This is a genomic window from Polymorphobacter sp. PAMC 29334 (assembly GCF_019431245.1).
Lineage (GTDB): Bacteria > Pseudomonadota > Alphaproteobacteria > Sphingomonadales > Sphingomonadaceae > Polymorphobacter_B > Polymorphobacter_B megasporae.
This window is the reverse complement of sequence record NZ_CP080242.1, coordinates 1-16,743: the sequence shown is the minus strand read 5'-3', so window position 1 is coordinate 16,743 and position 16,743 is coordinate 1. Positions and strand designations below refer to the sequence as shown.

Here is a 16,743-nt window from a genome sequence, read left to right as displayed (position 1 = left end):
TCAGTCACCTCTGTGCGCTGAGAAAACCCAGCAACCGACGAGGCGCTCTAACCCCTTCTCCAACCAACCGTTCATTCAGATCTGCGAGCCTTGCCGCTATTGTGCGGCGGGGTCCCCTTAGATGCTTTCCATCTAGTAGCCGGGTATTTGCTGGCCAGAGTTGGGCGCCCCAGACGCATCGACTAACGGGGCGAGCGCGTCGCGCAGACGGGCAGTCGTGCGGCGCAACTCGGCCGCCTCCGTCACCGCGCCGCCAGCTATCGCACCTGCAGTGGCGACGGCACGATGTGATCTCTCGTAAAGATGGCGGTCGAGATCGGGGTCGTGGCGTTGCTCGATCGAGTACAGCGTGTCGTCGGGGCGGACATCTTCGCGCGGGTCTGTCATCGCCGCAAGCGGCCCGACCTTGGTGTCAAGTACGATGCTCGCGAGCGAAGCGAGCTTTTGCGCAATCAGGTCCTGCGCTGCGGGGTTCGCCAGCAAAGGGGCCGCGTCAGCCGGTGTCAAGCGATGCCGGGGAGCCTCCTGCGCGGCGGTAGGTCACACTACCGCGAGCAGCGCGAGCGCAAGAGCCAAGGTCTTCATTTTCGATGCCTATCCACCACCGTGTCGACGATCGGAATTGCCGTTTATTCGTTGAGTGGGTCGCAGGTCAATTCACAGAGAGACTAGTCCGATCAGCGCGCGCGGGTGGCGGAGGCTAATCGGTTGCATATCGTGCCGGCTGACGTCGCGTGGGACGCATTAGATGCCGTGCTCGAGCGGGCGAAAGGTAACCTACAAGACCGCTGTACCATGTCGGTGACCGGCGATCGCCACCATAGCGTGCGCGCTGATCGACAACGTGTTTCGATACCTTCTTGGACCCACGCCTAGAGCCGGCAGATCACCCCAATCGTTGACGGGAGAACGATCCGGACGGTAAGATTGATACGTTATGGGGAAGCGTTGGTCTGACTTTGCTGGTCCGTCTCACGATGTAAGGTTGTGCGCATATGGCTGAACCTAAACCCCAACCGCGTGTCGATCTACCTCAGGACTCCACTATTTATATATACTCGCGCGATGAGGCGTGGGGAGCGTGGCTGAACGACCAAATGAATCAGGGCAAAATATCCGCTGTCGGGGCAAAGAAGCTTTATAACGAATGGAAGTTTTTCCCGAGAAGGCTGCATCCTATTTTTCAACTGCTGGTGATCTGCAAACGCTTGTTCGCCTCGCGCGAGATTTTGGGCCTTTAGAGTCGTTTTATGTCAAGGAATACACAGGAAAACTGTTTCTGATCTTGAAAGGAAATGCGAAGCTTCGGACAGTTTTGACCGGCCCTCGTTATGGCGTGGAAAACGCGAAAATCCTGAGCATGGGCCTGGGTTATAAGGGGGCTGTGGACTCCATTCGGGGCGGCGGCATCCTAACAGCGGTGCTCGTAAGTGTGGTCGATGTGCTGACCGAGGTTCTTTCGGACCATCCCAGCTTGACCCGTCTTATCGGCACACTCGCCGTCGATGTTGCCAAAGTGGCCATTGGGGCGGGCGCCGGTTTTGCCGCGGTGTCGCTGCTTTATGGAGCAGGCGCGGTTGGCGCTAGCTTCGCTCTCGGCCCCCTTGCGGTCGCGGTTATCGTTGGCTTCGCTGTTGGCATGGCACTCGATTATCTGGACGATCGCTATAAGCTGAAGGAGCGATGCACGACTATGCTTCGCGATGTCATCGCGGTCGCAGCTCGAAAAGTTGAGGACGCCAAAGCCGCGGCGGGTCAAGCCGTCGACGATGCAAAAGAAGGCATGCTCGAGGCCGCGGCGCGTATGGCAGGTGCCGTATTACATGAAGTTGTCGATGAAGCCGGACGGCGTTTCGTGCGATATGTGTCGCGGGGTGTGGAACGTCTAGTCTGGTTCCCGATGCCCCGCTATTGACTGTGGCCGGTCCCTCACGGCTTGCGCTCTTGATCGGCACCGCCGCCTTCACGGCAATGACGGTCGGTGCCGCACTCGTCGCTTTCGACAGTGTCCGTTCTCTTGTCGATCAATGGCAGTCACCCGCAATTACCGTTGGGGCAGGTGCGGTTTTCGCTCTGCCGTTCGCAGCGTTATTTTTGGCTGCGCTGGCGATTGCTACGGCTCGATCGCTGCCAGCTCGGCAACGCCCGAGTGAGAAGATGGGGCGCTGGACATGGGCGACGGCAGCTGTAGCGCTCCTGTCCATCATAGCGGCGCTGATCGCTTCGGGTTTAATCGGACGAACGCTCGAGGCCCGCGGTTACAAATCTTGTTCAAGCGGCTCTCCCATCAAATTAGGCATTGTGCATTGGCAAAAGGACAGTCTGTCATGTGCCGCGTAAAGTTTATGGCCTTGACCGCTGCCCTGTCGCTCACGGTCGCGGCCGCACCGCTGAACATGATGGGTGGGCTACCTCTGCGAGTATCGCGCGGCGGTCCATTCGATGGTTTGATCGACACGTCGCCGCTGGCACGCTCCGAAATTGCCTTGCGAGCCGATCCTCGAACCAAATCGGTCAAAATTGTTTCCGCAGGGTGGATTTTGACCGTCAAATCGCGAAGTGCCGTGTCATCCTATCGAAGCAACGCGTGCTCTACGCTCATCAAGAACGGCATTCCGGCGTCTTCCGTAATTACGATTATAGCTCTCGATAATCCAGGCCAGGAAACCACAAGCGTCTGTGCCGCTAGCCTATAGCGACGGATTTGCCGACCGTCGGTGTTCTATTAGTCGATTGAGTGATCACCGATATGCAAGCGTTGACGCCTTGTTTTAACACCCAGAAGTCAAGCTAGAGGCCGGTCAACCGCGTTTCGAAAGCGGACGCTTATAACCTGTTGTCGGGCCGGAATGGGGCCGGAAGCCGCCTGTCCGCTATCCGGTATCAAATGCGGCATAGCTGCCGTTCGACGAACCAAAAATCCGATGCCGGCTCCCGCATCCAATCATCGACATTGAAGTGACTCGTCTCATCTGTCGACGGCCGCCGAGGACAGTATCCGCGGCTATGCGCCGGACGGCCGCAGGGTACCTCGCCACCTACATAGTCGACCCGTCACCGAAACACTTCGCAAGCTGCTCTTAGCCCGGCTCGGCCAGGCCAGTGCCAAATAGCGAGCTCTAGGATTTCTGTTCGACCGCCTTGGGGCATCGATCCGCGGGCCCAAGAGCGCGATAACGAACGTCCCGCCCTGCAAACAAGTCTGGCAGCAGGCATCTGGAAGAATGAGCTGGCAGATTGAAGCGCTCGCAAATGCTGCAACCTGCCAGTTTGTTCAGGCAGTCACTGCCTTTGAGCGACGCCGTGCGGCAGCGCCGACCATGGTAAAGCCCAGCACCAGCATCGCCCAAGTTGCCGGCTCGGGAACTGCTCCGACAGAAAGGTTGTCCAGTTCAAGGGCCAGTTGGCCGGAGCTGAACCCGACGCGCGTAATCCCGAGATTGCGGTTGAAATCGAGGGTAATGTTACGATTGGTAGTGGCAGAGCTCTGATCACCGTTTGCGGGCGGGAACATGCTCCCGGTAATCGTTTGAACCAAAGTACTGCCGGCGTAGAAGGTCAGGGTATTATAGCTGTCGATCGACCCCCAGTCGGCGTTCAAACGGGTCAATACGCTGCCGCCGCCCAATGCGCCGACATCAAGGAAGGCGCTACCCGAGCTGCCAGTCCCGGGCACAGCGAGATAACGCGTCTCGTCTCGAACGCCGCCGATGACGGGAGCGGCCGCCGTCGAGTCGGTCCCGGATGTAACCTTATAGTTCCCGGAAAATCCTGGTGCTGAGCCATCGTTAAAATCGATTATCGTCGTCGACGCGCCTGCTTGAGCGGCTGTGAGCGTAATTGACGCGATACACGCTGCATAAAATATACGGTTCATGGCGAAACACTCCCCTGCATGTCGATCTCGCACACCTAGCAGATATTAGCCTCTCGTAAAATGATCTTAAGGTAGGTTAACCATGAACAATTACTCTTTCTTAACGTCAATGGAGCGTCATCTCCGTCTCGTGGCTTAACCCACAAGCCCAGGTCGCCTCGCGCCGCCTGTGGCCCTCGACAAATAAAAGCCGTGGCATTGGAATAGGGCTCTACGGCAAACATCCCCAGTTGCGCCGAAAGGAAAACGCACCACTGGCCTGATTTTACTTACCCGCAATCAGCAAGAAACCAGCGCTCACGTAAACTGCTCGATCACCGCACCGCCCTGTGCTCATGGCAAAAAAAAAGGCGGAGGCATCAGCCCCCGCCCTTTCTAACGAAATGAGTCGATCGCTCTAGGCGGCCACGAATCGCGAACGATGACGAGCTGCAAAGCCGACCATGCCGAAGCCGACGATCATCAGCGTCCAAGCAGCCGGCTCAGGAACCGCTGTGGCCGACAAATTGTCGATCTCGAATGCACGCTCGGACGAGGCGAAGGCGACCTTCGTCACTTTGTCGCTGGCAAGGAAGTTGAATGTCGCACGACCGTTCACAAGGGTAACGTTCGATCCCGTCACCTGGCTGTTGTAGCCCATCGGGTTGACAAACGCGTTGCCGTGATCAGGGCTAATGAACGCCATCGTGTTGTACGAATCCGGGCTGCCCCAGTCGAACGAGATCGATGTGATCGCCTTGTCGCTGTTGTAGTAGGCTTGGCCGAAACGGGCACCGTCGACGGGTACTGCGAGGAACGGCGTGTCGTTGACTGCCGCTGCGACGTTCGTGATGCTGGAATCGTAAATCGTATAGCTGCCCGTAAAATGCGGAGCGGTGTGATTATTGAAGTCAATGGTCGTCGTGCCGGCACTGGCAACGTTGGCAATTGCAACGGCGGCGACTGCAGCGACGGCGTAGAAACTCTTCGGCATATTGCACTCCCTAGTTTTGCTTAACAACGATTAAGCAAAATTCGTGCCAGTCGAAAAAGTCGAATTGTTTCAAGGATCGTTCCACAAGGCCAACGACCAAGGTGTAAAGTTTTCCGACAGTGCTAGGCTCGGAGCAGCGCGGATGTAAGCGCTTCACACTCTCGCTAGACGTGTCTTCGTGAGCTGCCTCGGGTTTCGTGGACACCGAGATAAGGTGTCTCATGAAGCTGGAGGGTACGATGCAACGACGGAAGTTCAGCCGGGAGTTTGAGCTCGAGGCGGTGAAGCAGGTGCGGGAACGGCGTATGACGGCGGTGCAGGCCGCCCGCGATCTCGACCTGCATGTAGCGCCGCCAACCCGTCCATCCCCTTGCGAAAGTCCACCGGTCGGGTCGCGACCAGGACCCGGGTTGCGCCAGCGGGGCCCGGTCCTGTCACCGGCTGGCCTTCAGCGCATCCAGCACCGCCGCGATCAGGGTCGCATCGGCCCCGCGGCCGATCCGCACCGAAATGCCATCCATGCTAACCTCGATCGGCGCCGGACTGCTACCACGGCGAGCTGATCGGCGACGCTGCTGCCGCTGTGCCGGTAGCGGCGCCGGAGCAGCTTCACGCTCGACGACCGCCGGCACAAACAATAGCGGTTCGGCGGTCTCCACCGGACGGCGCAACTGCCGCCGCCAGGTAAACAGCCTCGCGGGTTACGTCGTCATCAGCAAGGCGGGGGCAGCACAGCGCTTACTTTTGTCGTGTCAGCCGAGAAAGCGCTTAAGATCCAGGCGCGGTCCCCGCTTTTAAGCTAGCGTACGATGCTGTACCGTGGAGCAGATCGGGGAACGAGCGTGGCGCTGCAGCAGACATCGGTGCGCAACACGCTACTGGCGACGATGGCAGCAAGCGACTTCTCACTGCTCGAACCGTATCTCCAGCGGATCCCGTTGCCGGTTCGGATGCAGCTCCACGTCGCGGGGCAAAAAATCGAGCAGGTCTATTTTCCCGAGGACGGGATCATCTCCATTGTCGCCATCACGCTTGACGGCGACGAGTGCGAGGTCGGCGTTTTCGGTCGCGAAGGCATGTCGGAGACTGCGACGGTGCTCGGCACCGACCATTCTCCTCACGCGGCGTATGTCCAATCCGCAGGCGTTTCGGGGCTAAAGCTTCCCAGCGCGGTGCTCACCACGGCTTTTGAGAAAAGCTCGACGTTGCGCCGCCACCTGCTCCGCTATGTCCAGGCAATGGTAATCCAGCTGTCGAGCTCGATAACCGCCGCCGGGCAGAGCATCGAGCAGCGGCTCGCCCGCTGGATCTTGATGTGCCACGACCGGGTCGATGACGACGATATCCCGCTGACCCACGAGTTCGTCGCAATGATGCTCGGCGTTCGGCGTTCTAGCGTCACCGAAGCGATGATTGCGCTAGCCGGCAGTGGCATGATCGAAACCAGACGCGGCATCATCATCGTTCGCGACCGCCGCGGCCTCGAGACGACGGCCGCCGGAGGCTACGGGCTGGCCGAGCACGAATACAAGCGACTGATTGGGGTCGCGCTGCGGCGGACGCCGGTCGCTTAGGTAGGCCAGGGAACTTTAGTAACATTTTGTCGAGCGACTGTGTACGCCACGAAGAGGAGCCGCTCTGGACAGGTAGCTTCCGGGCTATGAATGTGAAAAAGCTGGCTTCAGCCGACACACCAAACTGCACCGCAGGCGGCCGACGTCGCGGCTCTACGAATGAGTCAGCTGATCTCCAGGACCATAGCGATCAGACTGGACAAGCGTTACGTTACACAACGAGAGGCATCAATGACACGATATAGTTTTCAGGTACGTACGGGCGGTGCCACGCATTTGAACGGCGGGGAAGCAGATTTCGGTGACCTCTCCGATGCGATCGCAATCGGTCGCTTCACCTTAGCCAGGCAGGAACGACGCCATGCCGACCACGCTTTAAAGCTTTCGGGGAGCGTTTTGGAAATCGTCGACGAAGACGGTGAGGTCGTCGCTAGCTTACCGATCGGGGCGCCAACGCGGCACTAAAGCGACCGCAATCGCTTCCGTTTACGACGATGATTGCCGTCGCGGCAGCGGGGATCACACTGAGTTATTACGACACCCGCGAAAAATCCCTAAGGGGCCGTCCCCGGACTGACCGCTTCCGGCAACGAATTTGGGAAAAGCTGACATTCGCCAAGGGGCGAGCCTGCTGACAAGCGTCACTCCCGCACCTATGGCGGTCTACCCAGACTGATTAGCGATTCCTGCAGCCGACATTGTGAAGCAGGGTTCAACCGTAGCGAGCTGCGCGGGCAGACACGAAATGCCTTGTAGTCGAAGCCCTTCAGAGTTTTACAACACCTCGCATAGGCGTGCTTTCTACACCCCAGCCACTCAGAGCGGCTTTGGCGGCCCGCACCAGCGCTCGTCGCACAGCGAAATTAGCCGGCTCGGCCTGCGACCCGAGCCTGTGCGCCAATCCCTCGCGCCAAAGTCGTGAGGCGACCAGGCGAACTTCCTCGCGAGTTGGCGAGCGTGCCTCGCCAATACAGGCGGTGATCGCCGGGTACGGCGGGGGCAGAGTCGCGCATTTGATGGGTCCAGTTCCTTTGCTGAGCCCCAGCTCCGCCAATTGGCCGCTCGGTTTTTTCAAAGGGTGTCGGCGTTCGTCACGCCAAGCGCGACCCGCAATCCAGAGGGGTACCGCAACGAACATTGCGAACGTTAATGTCATATCCAGAAATTGGCTTTTCGGGAGCTCTCCCGCGACGGCGAGCAAAAGCAGCATCAAAACGAACGATGCTCCCCACTCCGGATGCCGCACGAGACGGAACGCGTACCACAGAAACCAGCAAAGCAGCACGGCTAGGGCCAAACTGCCTACGACCAGGCCGATGCCTTCGACCACCATGAGGATCAACTGCATGTCGCCGACTCCTTGGTGATAAATATCGTGCTACGACACATATCATATCAAGAACGGCTTGCAAATTGGATTAGTCTACGCGGGCTAGCAGTTCGGTCAGCATCGGCCGGAGCCGCACGATTTCCTCGCGATGCGTGTTTGATAGCTGACGCAGCAGGCTTTGGGCTTTCTGCGTTAGTTCGAGCAGCGCCTGTCGGCCGTCGTCGGGTGACGGCCGACGTGCGACCATGCCGAGCGTCTCCAGACGATCGACCAGCCCGGTTGCGCTGTGTGGCTTCAAAGCAAGTCGCTCGGCGACATAGCCAACGCTGACGTTCGCATGCGTAGCCCCCCGAATGGCGAGCAGCGCTTGATGTTGTTGGGGAGCCAGGCCGCAGCTTGCCGCGCCGCGTTCGCTGAACACCAGAAACTGCCGAAGCGCATACCGGAAATCCGCGAGCGCCGCATAGTCGGCGTCCGTCAGCTCATCCCTACCGACCATCGTTCAGATCCTAACCGTTGAACTATATCGCGTCACGATATAGTGATCGTCGTTTCAAACCGGCGAGTGTGCATGACGGCTTCCACCATCAATATCCCAAAAGCCAAGCGGCTTGCTGATCATAGCGCCGACGGGCGGATGATCATGCTCGCAGGAGCCGCTGTCGTAGTCGGCACCGGCGCTGCGTTCGGGGCTTGGGCGTTGCTAAAGCTGATCGCGATCGTCACCAACCTCTTCTGGTTCGGCCGGATATCGTCCGCACCCGCTGAAATCACGAACGCGCATGTCGGTCTGGCGGTCGTCGCGATACCGGTCGTTGGTAGTCTGCTGATCGGCCTGATGGCGCGCTTTGGTTCCGAGAAGATCAAGGGACATGGCATCCCCGAAGCAATCGAGGCCATTCTCTGCGGCGAAAGCCGCCTGTCGCTCAAGGTTGCGGTCCTCAAGCCTCTGTCCTCGGCGATCTCGATCGGCAGCGGCGGCCCGTTCGGCGCCGAAGGTCCGATCATCATGACCGGGGGGGCGATCGGATCGCTCTTCGCTCAATGCTTCCACCTAAGCGCGGCCGAACGAAAGACTTTGCTTGTCGCCGGTGCCGCGGCCGGCATGACCGGCATATTCGGTACGCCGATCGCGGCGATCCTGCTGGCGATCGAGGTCCTCCTATTCGAGTGGAAGCCCCGTAGCTTTGTTCCCGTGGTCATCGGAACGCTGGTGGCATTTGCTTGGCGGCCCATGCTGCTGGGGGCCGCACCGCTCTTTCCGTTCGTGGCGGCACCCGTGCAGGCGTGGTGGCCGATCGGAGGCCTGGCACTGGGCATGGGTGTCTTCGTCGGGCTAGAGGCGGCTCTGCTATCCGCGCTACTCTACCGCGTCGAGGACGCGTTCCACCGACTCTCCGTGCACTGGATGTGGTGGCCGGCGTTGGGCGGTATCGTCGTCGGGATCGGGGGGCTGGTTGATGCCCGCGTCCTCGGCGCGGGTTACGCGAACATCCAGGCGCTGCTCGACGGATCGCTGGCGGTGCGGGTTATCCTGGCGCTGCTCGTCGTGAAGGCGATCGTGTGGCTCGTCGCACTGGGTTCAGGAACGTCGGGCGGCGTTCTTGCGCCCTTGCTGATCATGGGCGGTGCCCTGGGTGCCCTGCTTGGGCAGTTGCTGCCCGGGTCGGTAGGGTTTTGGGCGATGATCGGCATGGCCGGCATGATGAGCGGAGCTATGCGCGCACCGCTTACCGGCGCGCTGTTCGCGGTCGAGCTGACCGGTCACTTCGATGCCCTGCCCGCGACGATCGCGGCAGCGACCGGAGCGTACGCGATTAGCGTCCTGATCATGCGCCGGTCGATTCTGACGGAAAAGATCGCGCGGCGCGGCCGCCATATTCTCCAGGAATATACCGTTGATCCGCACGAGTTTCTGCAAGCAGAGCAGGTGATGACACACGACCCTGCCGTGCTGCCGAGCGCTATGTCGATAAAGGATGCGGTCGCCTTTTTCGGTGGTGCCGCAACGCACCGGACCTATCCCGTGGTGGACGATGGCGGGCACCTGGTCGCAATGGTGTCGCGGTCCGATGCTCTGCGCTGGCAGGTAGAAGGCGATTTACCCGATACCTCACTCGCCGAGACGCTGTCCGATTCATCGCAAGCGATCGGTTATCCTCACTCGCCGATCGGCGAGGTGGCTGACCTGATGGTCGAGAGTGGGGTCGGGCGTATCCCCATTGTCGAGGCAGGGACCAATCGAGTCCTCGGCATCCTCTCGCGCCACGATTTACTCAAGGTCCGGAGCGCCCGCAAGCGCGCAGAGATCGACCGAAACTAGCAAGACTATCGCGACGGGTATTGCTGGTAGAAGGCATACCGGTCGGAGCGGGTGACCTGAAAACATGAAGTTGTCTTTGCCTTTTGTGCCTATCCTCGCTGGTGCGACGCTGCGTGACCGGCTTCTCGCGTGCATTGGCGCGTTGATCGGCGTTGCGCTAACGAGCCTCGTATGCGCGACGGCCCTGCACGGATGGGCACCGCTCCCGCTGTTGGTGGCGCCAATCGGCGCGTCCGCGGTGCTGGTCTTCGCCGTGCCGGCGAGCCCATTGGCACAGCCCTGGTCGGTGGTGGGCGGTAACGTCGTCTCGGCGCTGGTGGGCGTAACAGCGGCCCGGTTCGTGCCCATACCCTATTTGGCGGTCGGCGTTGCTGTGGGCGGCGCAGTCCTCGCCATGTCGCTGCTCCGCTGTCTGCACCCGCCCGGAGGCGCTGCCGCGCTGACGGCCGTGATCGGAGGTCCAGCGGTGCTCGGCGCCGGTTACGCCTTTCCGTTCGTGCCCGTCGGGATCAACTCGCTCCTCCTGATTTTGACTGGCATCGCGTTCCACAGGGCCTCCGGCCATTCCTATCCGCACCGCCCGGTTCCTATCGTGGGCCATGAACTTGCGGCGTCCGGATTGGGCATGCCGCACCCTGCCGATATCGACCTTGCGCTGACCGACCTTGGCGAAACCTTCGACGTAAGCCGGGAAGATCTTGATCTGCTGTTTCGACGCGTTGAGTTCCACGCTTCCATGCGCGCGGCAAAGCCAACCGGGACAAGTGGCGAAATCCGATGAATAAAATGGGAAGCACACTTTCGGAGCGGCAGGCAATCTAGACCTTTGTGCTGGGATGTCTGGCCGTCACGGCGGGGGTAGGCATTGCTATAGAGCCGGATCACCATTTATCGCCGTGCGGGACAATTACACCACTGTGAGCCGCATCCGAGCCCACCTTAGCAGTGCCCGCCACCGCTGGGCCGACCAGGTCGGCGACCATCATCAAGCTGCTGCGGACCAAGGGCGCGACGCCGCTCGAGCTGATCGCGGTCACCGACTGGCAGCCGAACAGCGTTCGGGCGCTCCTCTCGGGGTTGCGCAGGAAGGGTCGTTCGATCGCATGGGAGCCGCGGAAGAACGGCGAGGCGGCGTATCGCATTGTCGTGGCGGCGGGTTTCACGCTCGAGGGGGTCACCGCGCCCAATGCCGACGCGATCGGCTCGAGCGACGGGTGGAGATGAAGTACGCATCGATAAGGACACGCCTGGGCAAGTTTGCGTCCGAATGCGGTTAGGCTAATTGCCGCCTACATGTTCCGCGAGTTTGATGACGCTGAACGGTGCCGGCACGGCAAGGGGACCGGATGTGGACTGTCCCCTTGCCGGATCCTCTCGGGGGTACGCTGACGTTTGACCAAGCCGACCAACCGAGAACCGCGGGTTAAACTGCGACCCGCTGCTTCTGCAGCTACGCAAAGTCGGCATTTCGTGCCCTTTCCAACAGAGACCTAACGACCAAGTTCGGGAACCGACGCTCGATTGTGACAGCGTAGAAGGTCTCAACGATACCGGGCAACTCGTCGGCGACGATCAACGCCCCCGACGCGAGCTCGTCCTGCACCGCGATCGGCGGCAGCACGGCGAGCGCCACCCCTTCACGGACGAGCAGTCGCATCATCGCGATGTCATCGACTTCGGCGGCGATCTGCGGGCGAATGCCGAGTCGGTCGGCGAGCGCATCGAAGCCAGTGCGGACGCTGCTCCCCCGCGTCGGCAGGATGACCGGGTGCGCCGCGAGCAGATCGGCGATGCGCCGCGTCTGGCCGAGCAGCGCCGGCGCGCCGATCAGGCCGACGTGCTGCGCCGACAGATAATGAACGATGAAGGGTGTCAGCGCGTCGCTATCCGGCGGCTGATTGGTCAGGACGACGTCAAGGTTCACCGATTGCAGGCCGCGTAACAACTCGTCGTTGCTGCCGGAGCGGAGGACGATCTCGGTATCGGTGCGGCGCAGCAGGGGCTGGAGGAAGCCGATCTGAAAGTTGCGCGACAGGGTCGCCAGCGCGCCGATCCGAACCGCCTTGCGGGCGGTCCCGGTCTGATGCAGCGTCCCCAGTAGATCCTGTCCGGCGGTAAAGATCGCGTCGGCGTGATCGAGCGCTACCCGACCCGCCTCGGTCAGATGCAGCGCCTTGCCGCGCCGTTCGAACAGATCGACCCCGAGGCGTGTCTCGAGCTTCCGGATCTGCGTAGACAGCGCGGATTGCGACACGTTGAGCCGCGTCGCCGTCCGCGTGAGATTGCCGTCGAGCGCCACCGCCCAGAAATAGCGCAGATGGTTGTAATTCAACTCGGCCATCGATCGTTCTCCAAAGAAGAATGATCATTGCGATGTAATGTATTTTTAGCCCGTCAGGCAGCGCCTTAAATCGGTGGTCAGTTCAGGGCAACGGGTACGCATCGATGATCTATCTTATCCCGTTCGGGGCACCGTTGCTGGTTCTGATCGCGGCCGCGGTCGGTGCCGGCTGGGGCGGCCGGCTGCCGTCCTCTGCCGGCCATATCATCGAGGCGCTGCTTCTTTCCGCATTGACGCTCGCCGTTGCGGCGGTGGCATTGCTGGTTGCAGTCGGTCCGGGGACGAGCCCGCTGGCCGGTGTAGACGGCTTCGGCCTTTCAATTCGCCTCGATGTCGTCAGCGCGGTGATGCTTCTGCTTGTGACGTTCGTCGGCTGGATCGTCACACGCTTTTCCCTGACCTATCTCGACGGTGAAGCGCGGCAGGGCCGGTTCATGGCCTGGCTGTGCCTCACCCTCGCCAGCGTGCTGGTGCTGGTGATCGCAGGCAACCTCGTGGTGTTGGTCGCGTCGTGGAGCCTGACGAGCTTCGGTCTGACGAGGCTGCTGCTGTTCTATCACGATCGCCCGGCCGCTCGGCGGGTCGCGCGCAAGAAGTTCGTTATTTCCCGGCTGAGCGACGGAGCGTTGGTGATCGCGGCTGTGCTTCTGGCGGTCCGTTTCGGCACCGGCGATATCGCCGCCATTGCAGCCGGCGCGCGGGCAGGCGGCGGCATGACCCTGGCCGCGGCCCTGCTCGCGGTTGCAGCCATGCTCAACTCGGCGCAATTCCCGGTTCACGGCTGGCTAACCGAAGTGATGGAGGCCCCGACCCCGGTATCATCGCTGCTCCACGCAGGAGTGATCAATGCCGGCGGGTTTCTGCTGATCCGCTTCGCCGATGTGATGGTGCAGTCGCCTGGGGTGCTGGCCGCGCTGGTCATGGTCGGGGGCTTCACCGCGCTGTTCGGCGGGCTGGTCATGCTGACACAATCTGCGGTCAAGACCTCGCTGGCGTGGTCGACGATCGCACAGATGGGCTTCATGACGATGCAGTGCGGGCTGGCGCTGTTTCCGCTCGCGCTCCTCCATATCGTCGCGCACTCGCTGTACAAGGCGCACGCCTTTTTGTCTTCGGGCGGGGCTGTCGAGCGGATCGCCATGTTCCGCCGCCCGGGACGTGTCGCGGTGCCGAGCCCGGCCGCGGTCGGCCGCGCTTTCCTGATCGCGCTGGCCATCTACGGCGTGATCGGCGGTGCCGCCGCGGCGATCCTCGGGCAGTCGGCGCAAGCACTGGCCCTGGGCGCGATCCTGATCTTCGGCATCGCCTACCTGCTCGCGCAGGGGCTCGCCGACGCGGCCCCGCGGGCGTTGACCCGACGGCTGGCAGCGCTCGCGACCGGAGCGGCGGTCGGCTATTTCGCCCTTCACCTCTCGTCTGAGTGGCTTCTCGGCGGCACCGTACCGCCACCTCCGGTTCCCGGACCGCTAGAATGGGTGCTCATCGTCCTCGCGGTCATCAGCTTCGGGCTGGTCGCGGTCGCGCAGGCGATGTTTCCGTTGTGGGCCTATCACCCGGCGGCGGCCGGCCTGCGGGTCCACCTGAGCCACGGACTGTACGTCAACGCCCTCGCCGATCGTCTGCTCGGCGGCTGGCGTCTCCGCTCCACCTTACCGCAAGGCCTTGCAGCATGACATTTGTCCCAACGACCGATGACCTCACCGGCGCAGTCAGGGCCGCCGCCGACGCCGTTCCACCGGCGTGGCCTCTTGCCGCGACGGTCGCCGTCAATCCCTTCCTCGGCCAGTCGGGCGAGGATTTGGCGTACGTCGCCGCACGGCTAGACCGAGTCGCCGGGGTGTCGGTAACTATGCCGCGTGCGTGGTACGCCGACCGCATCGCCGCCGGCACCATCGGTGACGATGATCTCGCGGCGGCGCTGGCGGTGGCCAGCCCGGCCCAGCGCCCCGCCAGCGTCGCCGCGCTGAAGGCGGCGCTCCGCGAACCTAGGCCGCTGCCCGCGGCTCTGCCGACGGTCGCCGACCTTGCCGCCGCCGCCTCAGGAATCGACTGGCCGGCAATCGTCGCCGATCGCTTCGGCACTTGGGCGGCCGGGTGGTTCGACGAGGGGCAGGCATTGTGGGCCGCGCCGCAAGGGCGATCGGCCTATGCCGCGTGGCGGGCGGCAGCGACCCACGATCTGACGCCGGAAATCCTGGGGGCGCACGGCTTTGCGGCGACCGTGGCAGAGGCCCCCGAAGCTCCGGCTGCGGCGTTGCGCAAGTCGACGGAGCGTCTGGGCGTCCCGGCGGCGGCAGCGGCGAGCTACTTTCACCGGCTGCTGACCACACTCGGCGGCTGGGCGCAGGCGGCGCGTTATCGTCGCTGGCAGGCCGAGCTCGGCGGCGGCGAGGACGCGACGATCGACGATTTTCTCGCCATCCGTCTGCATTGGGACGCCGCCTTATTGGGGCAGTACGGCGAGCAGATCGGCGAGCAGTGGGCGGTGACACTGGCGGCGTTTGCGGCGCCGTTAATTCCGACGGTCGGCCAGCGCGTCGATGCGATTCTGCAGGACGCCGCCGAGCGCGCCGGGCAACGCGCACTGGCGACCACCCTCGCGGACACTCGCCCCCCGGCCGTCGCCGTGCGACCCTCACTGCAGGTCGCGTTTTGCATCGACGTCCGGTCGGAAGTCATCCGCCGCGCGCTCGAAGCGGTCGACCCGGGCATCCAGACGCTCGGTTTCGCCGGCTTCTTTGGCCTGACCGCGTCGCACTATCGGCTTGGCTCGGATGTCGCCGAGCACCGCCTGCCGGTGCTGCTCAATCCCGGCCTCGTCACGCGGGCCGGTGACGAGGCCGACCGCCCCGCCGATACGCAGACCCGTCTCGCGGTTCGCGTCACCCGGGCGTGGGAGCGCTTCAAGCTGGCGGCCATCTCGTCGTTCGCCTTCGTTGAGGCCGCCGCACCCACCTATGTCGTCAAGCTCGTCGGCGATGCGCTCGGCTTGAAGTACGCGGCGGCGCAGGCCGACCCCGCGCCGCACCCCGACCCGGCGATCGACCCGGCGGCGCGGGTGACGATGGCGGCGACCATATTGCGCGCGATGGGGCTGACCGACGACTTCGCGCCGCTGGTGGTGCTCGCGGGGCATGGGGCCAGCGTCGTCAATAACCCGCACGCCAGCGCCCTCCATTGCGGCGCGTGCGGGGGCTATTCGGGGGAGGTCAATGCCCGGTTGCTTGCCGCCCTACTCAGTGGTGCCGACGTCCGCGCCGGGCTCGCGGATCACGGTATCGTCATCCCCGCGACAACCTACTTCATCGCGGCGCTCCACGACACCACGACGGATGCGGTTACGCTCTATTCCGCTGACGCTGCCATTCCGCCTCCGGCCGCAGCAATCGCCGACGCCTGCGGCTGGTTTGCCGCCGCCGGTGCCATCGCCCGCGGCGAGAGGGCGCTGCGCCTGCCCCGCGCGGCGGATGCCACAGGTGTCGTCCGGCGCAGTCGCGATTGGGCCGAGACGCGGCCTGAATGGGCGCTCGCCGGATGCAGCGCGTTCATCGCCGCTCCGCGCACGCGCACGACGGGCCGTGACCTCGCCGGGCGGGCCTTCCTTCACGACTATGACTGGCACAAAGATAGCGGCTTCGGCGTGCTCGAGCTGATCCTGACGGCGCCGGTCGTCGTCGCCAGCTGGATCAGCCTGCAATATTACGGCTCCGTCGTCGCCCCTTCGTTGTTCGGCGGCGGCAACAAGCTCATTCACAACGTCGTCGGCGGGATGGGGGTCGTCGAGGGCAACGGCGGCACCTTGCGAACCGGGCTGCCGTGGCAGTCGGTGCACGACGGCCACCGGTTTGTTCACGAGCCGCTGCGCCTAACCGTCGCCATCGCCGCCCCCCGCGACGCGATGAGTGCAATACTCGAGCGCCACCCCGGCCTGCGCGACCTGTTCGATAACCGCTGGCTGCACCTGTTCGCGCTAGACGACACCGGGCGGATGGCTTGGCGCTACGCTGGCGATCTACGCTGGGAGCCAGAAGCAACGATCGACGCTGAAGCGATCGTATCGGACATTGCTGCGTGAGATCAGAGGCGGCGCTTCGGTCGAGACGCGCTGCAGCCAAATTAACCTCGGTATTACAGTCCGGAATTGGAAGACATTGTGGAACATCGATCCAACCCCGTTCTTGTCGCGGCCAATCAAATGATTGCATCAATGCTCGAGAGCCCGCACGCGAGTAGCTGGTTGAAGACCGCGCTCACCGCAGTCGAGGGACTTGATGCCATAACCCTGCAAAATGACATCGAAATTCTACGAAGGATCGTAGCGCCAG

15 protein-coding genes and 1 pseudogene are annotated in these 16,743 nt (G+C 62.5%); 9 read left to right on the top strand and 7 right to left on the bottom strand.

Annotated features, from left to right (window positions below; all coding sequences use genetic code 11):
- Positions 1-132: 132 nt before the first annotated feature.
- A complete protein-coding gene (locus KZX46_RS00080) occupies positions 133-483 on the bottom strand; it encodes a hypothetical protein (RefSeq protein ID WP_219773974.1) in 351 nt (116 codons plus the stop codon).
- A gap of 664 nt (positions 484-1,147) precedes the next feature.
- Between KZX46_RS00080 and KZX46_RS00075 the strand changes: the two genes are divergently transcribed.
- Together KZX46_RS00075 and KZX46_RS00070 are read left to right on the top strand one after the other, a co-directional pair.
- Positions 1,148-1,915, top strand: coding sequence for a hypothetical protein (locus KZX46_RS00075; protein WP_219773973.1), 768 nt, complete (start codon positions 1,148-1,150; stop codon positions 1,913-1,915).
- A 29-nt stretch (positions 1,916-1,944) separates the two neighbouring features.
- Positions 1,945-2,340, top strand: a complete 396-nt coding sequence (locus KZX46_RS00070) for a hypothetical protein (protein ID WP_219773972.1) — start codon at positions 1,945-1,947, stop codon at positions 2,338-2,340.
- A 934-nt stretch (positions 2,341-3,274) separates the two neighbouring features.
- On the opposite strand, the gene KZX46_RS00065 is transcribed toward KZX46_RS00070, so the two are convergent.
- Positions 3,275-3,877: a PEPxxWA-CTERM sorting domain-containing protein gene (locus KZX46_RS00065; RefSeq protein ID WP_219773971.1), complete on the bottom strand. Its 603-nt coding sequence runs from the start codon at positions 3,875-3,877 to the stop codon at positions 3,275-3,277.
- 397 nt (positions 3,878-4,274) lie between these two features.
- On the bottom strand, positions 4,275-4,850 hold the full coding sequence (locus KZX46_RS00060) for a PEPxxWA-CTERM sorting domain-containing protein (RefSeq protein ID WP_219773970.1): 576 nt from the start codon (positions 4,848-4,850) through the stop codon (positions 4,275-4,277).
- 239 nt (positions 4,851-5,089) lie between these two features.
- Between KZX46_RS00060 and KZX46_RS00055 the strand changes: the two are divergent.
- A pseudogene (locus tag KZX46_RS00055) lies at positions 5,090-5,194 on the top strand (transposase); the annotation flags it as partial.
- 90 nt (positions 5,195-5,284) lie between these two features.
- Here the strand turns inward: KZX46_RS00055 and KZX46_RS00050 are convergent.
- Positions 5,285-5,509, bottom strand: coding sequence for a hypothetical protein (locus tag KZX46_RS00050; RefSeq protein WP_219774269.1), 225 nt, complete (start codon positions 5,507-5,509; stop codon positions 5,285-5,287).
- 183 nt (positions 5,510-5,692) lie between these two features.
- Between KZX46_RS00050 and KZX46_RS00045 the strand changes: the two genes are divergently transcribed.
- Positions 5,693-6,424: a Crp/Fnr family transcriptional regulator gene (locus KZX46_RS00045; protein WP_226895853.1), complete on the top strand. Its 732-nt coding sequence runs from the start codon at positions 5,693-5,695 to the stop codon at positions 6,422-6,424.
- Between the two features lie 766 nt (positions 6,425-7,190).
- Here KZX46_RS00045 and KZX46_RS00040 read toward each other — a convergent pair.
- Positions 7,191-7,772, bottom strand: a complete 582-nt coding sequence (locus tag KZX46_RS00040) for a hypothetical protein (protein WP_219773968.1) — start codon at positions 7,770-7,772, stop codon at positions 7,191-7,193.
- 70 nt (positions 7,773-7,842) lie between these two features.
- Positions 7,843-8,253, bottom strand: coding sequence for a MarR family winged helix-turn-helix transcriptional regulator (locus tag KZX46_RS00035; protein ID WP_219773967.1), 411 nt, complete (start codon positions 8,251-8,253; stop codon positions 7,843-7,845).
- 72 nt (positions 8,254-8,325) lie between these two features.
- Between KZX46_RS00035 and KZX46_RS00030 the strand changes: the two genes are divergently transcribed.
- The 3 genes from KZX46_RS00030 to KZX46_RS00020 all read left to right on the top strand — a co-directional run bounded on the left by KZX46_RS00030 (position 8,326) and on the right by KZX46_RS00020 (position 11,301).
- A complete protein-coding gene (locus KZX46_RS00030; RefSeq protein ID WP_226895852.1) occupies positions 8,326-10,077 on the top strand; it encodes a chloride channel protein in 1,752 nt (583 codons plus the stop codon).
- A 64-nt stretch (positions 10,078-10,141) separates the two neighbouring features.
- Positions 10,142-10,858: an HPP family protein gene (locus KZX46_RS00025; protein ID WP_219773966.1), complete on the top strand. Its 717-nt coding sequence runs from the start codon at positions 10,142-10,144 to the stop codon at positions 10,856-10,858.
- 164 nt (positions 10,859-11,022) lie between these two features.
- Positions 11,023-11,301 carry a DUF3489 domain-containing protein gene (locus tag KZX46_RS00020; protein WP_219773965.1) on the top strand — a complete coding sequence of 93 codons (279 nt, stop codon included), beginning with the start codon at positions 11,023-11,025 and terminating at the stop codon, positions 11,299-11,301.
- Between the two features lie 226 nt (positions 11,302-11,527).
- On the opposite strand, the gene KZX46_RS00015 is transcribed toward KZX46_RS00020, so the two are convergent.
- Complete coding sequence (locus KZX46_RS00015) at positions 11,528-12,418, bottom strand: LysR family transcriptional regulator (protein WP_219773964.1); 891 nt, start codon at positions 12,416-12,418, stop codon at positions 11,528-11,530.
- Between the two features lie 104 nt (positions 12,419-12,522).
- On the opposite strand from KZX46_RS00015, the gene KZX46_RS00010 reads away from it, so the two are divergent.
- Both KZX46_RS00010 and KZX46_RS00005 read left to right on the top strand, forming a co-directional pair.
- Entirely contained in the window at positions 12,523-14,091 is a 1,569-nt protein-coding gene (locus KZX46_RS00010) for a proton-conducting transporter membrane subunit (protein WP_219773963.1), read from the top strand.
- Positions 14,088-16,493, top strand: coding sequence for a YbcC family protein (locus tag KZX46_RS00005; protein WP_219773962.1), 2,406 nt, complete (start codon positions 14,088-14,090; stop codon positions 16,491-16,493). The genes KZX46_RS00010 and KZX46_RS00005 overlap by 4 nt, the downstream gene beginning before the upstream one ends.
- The last annotated feature ends 250 nt before the right edge of the window (positions 16,494-16,743 follow it).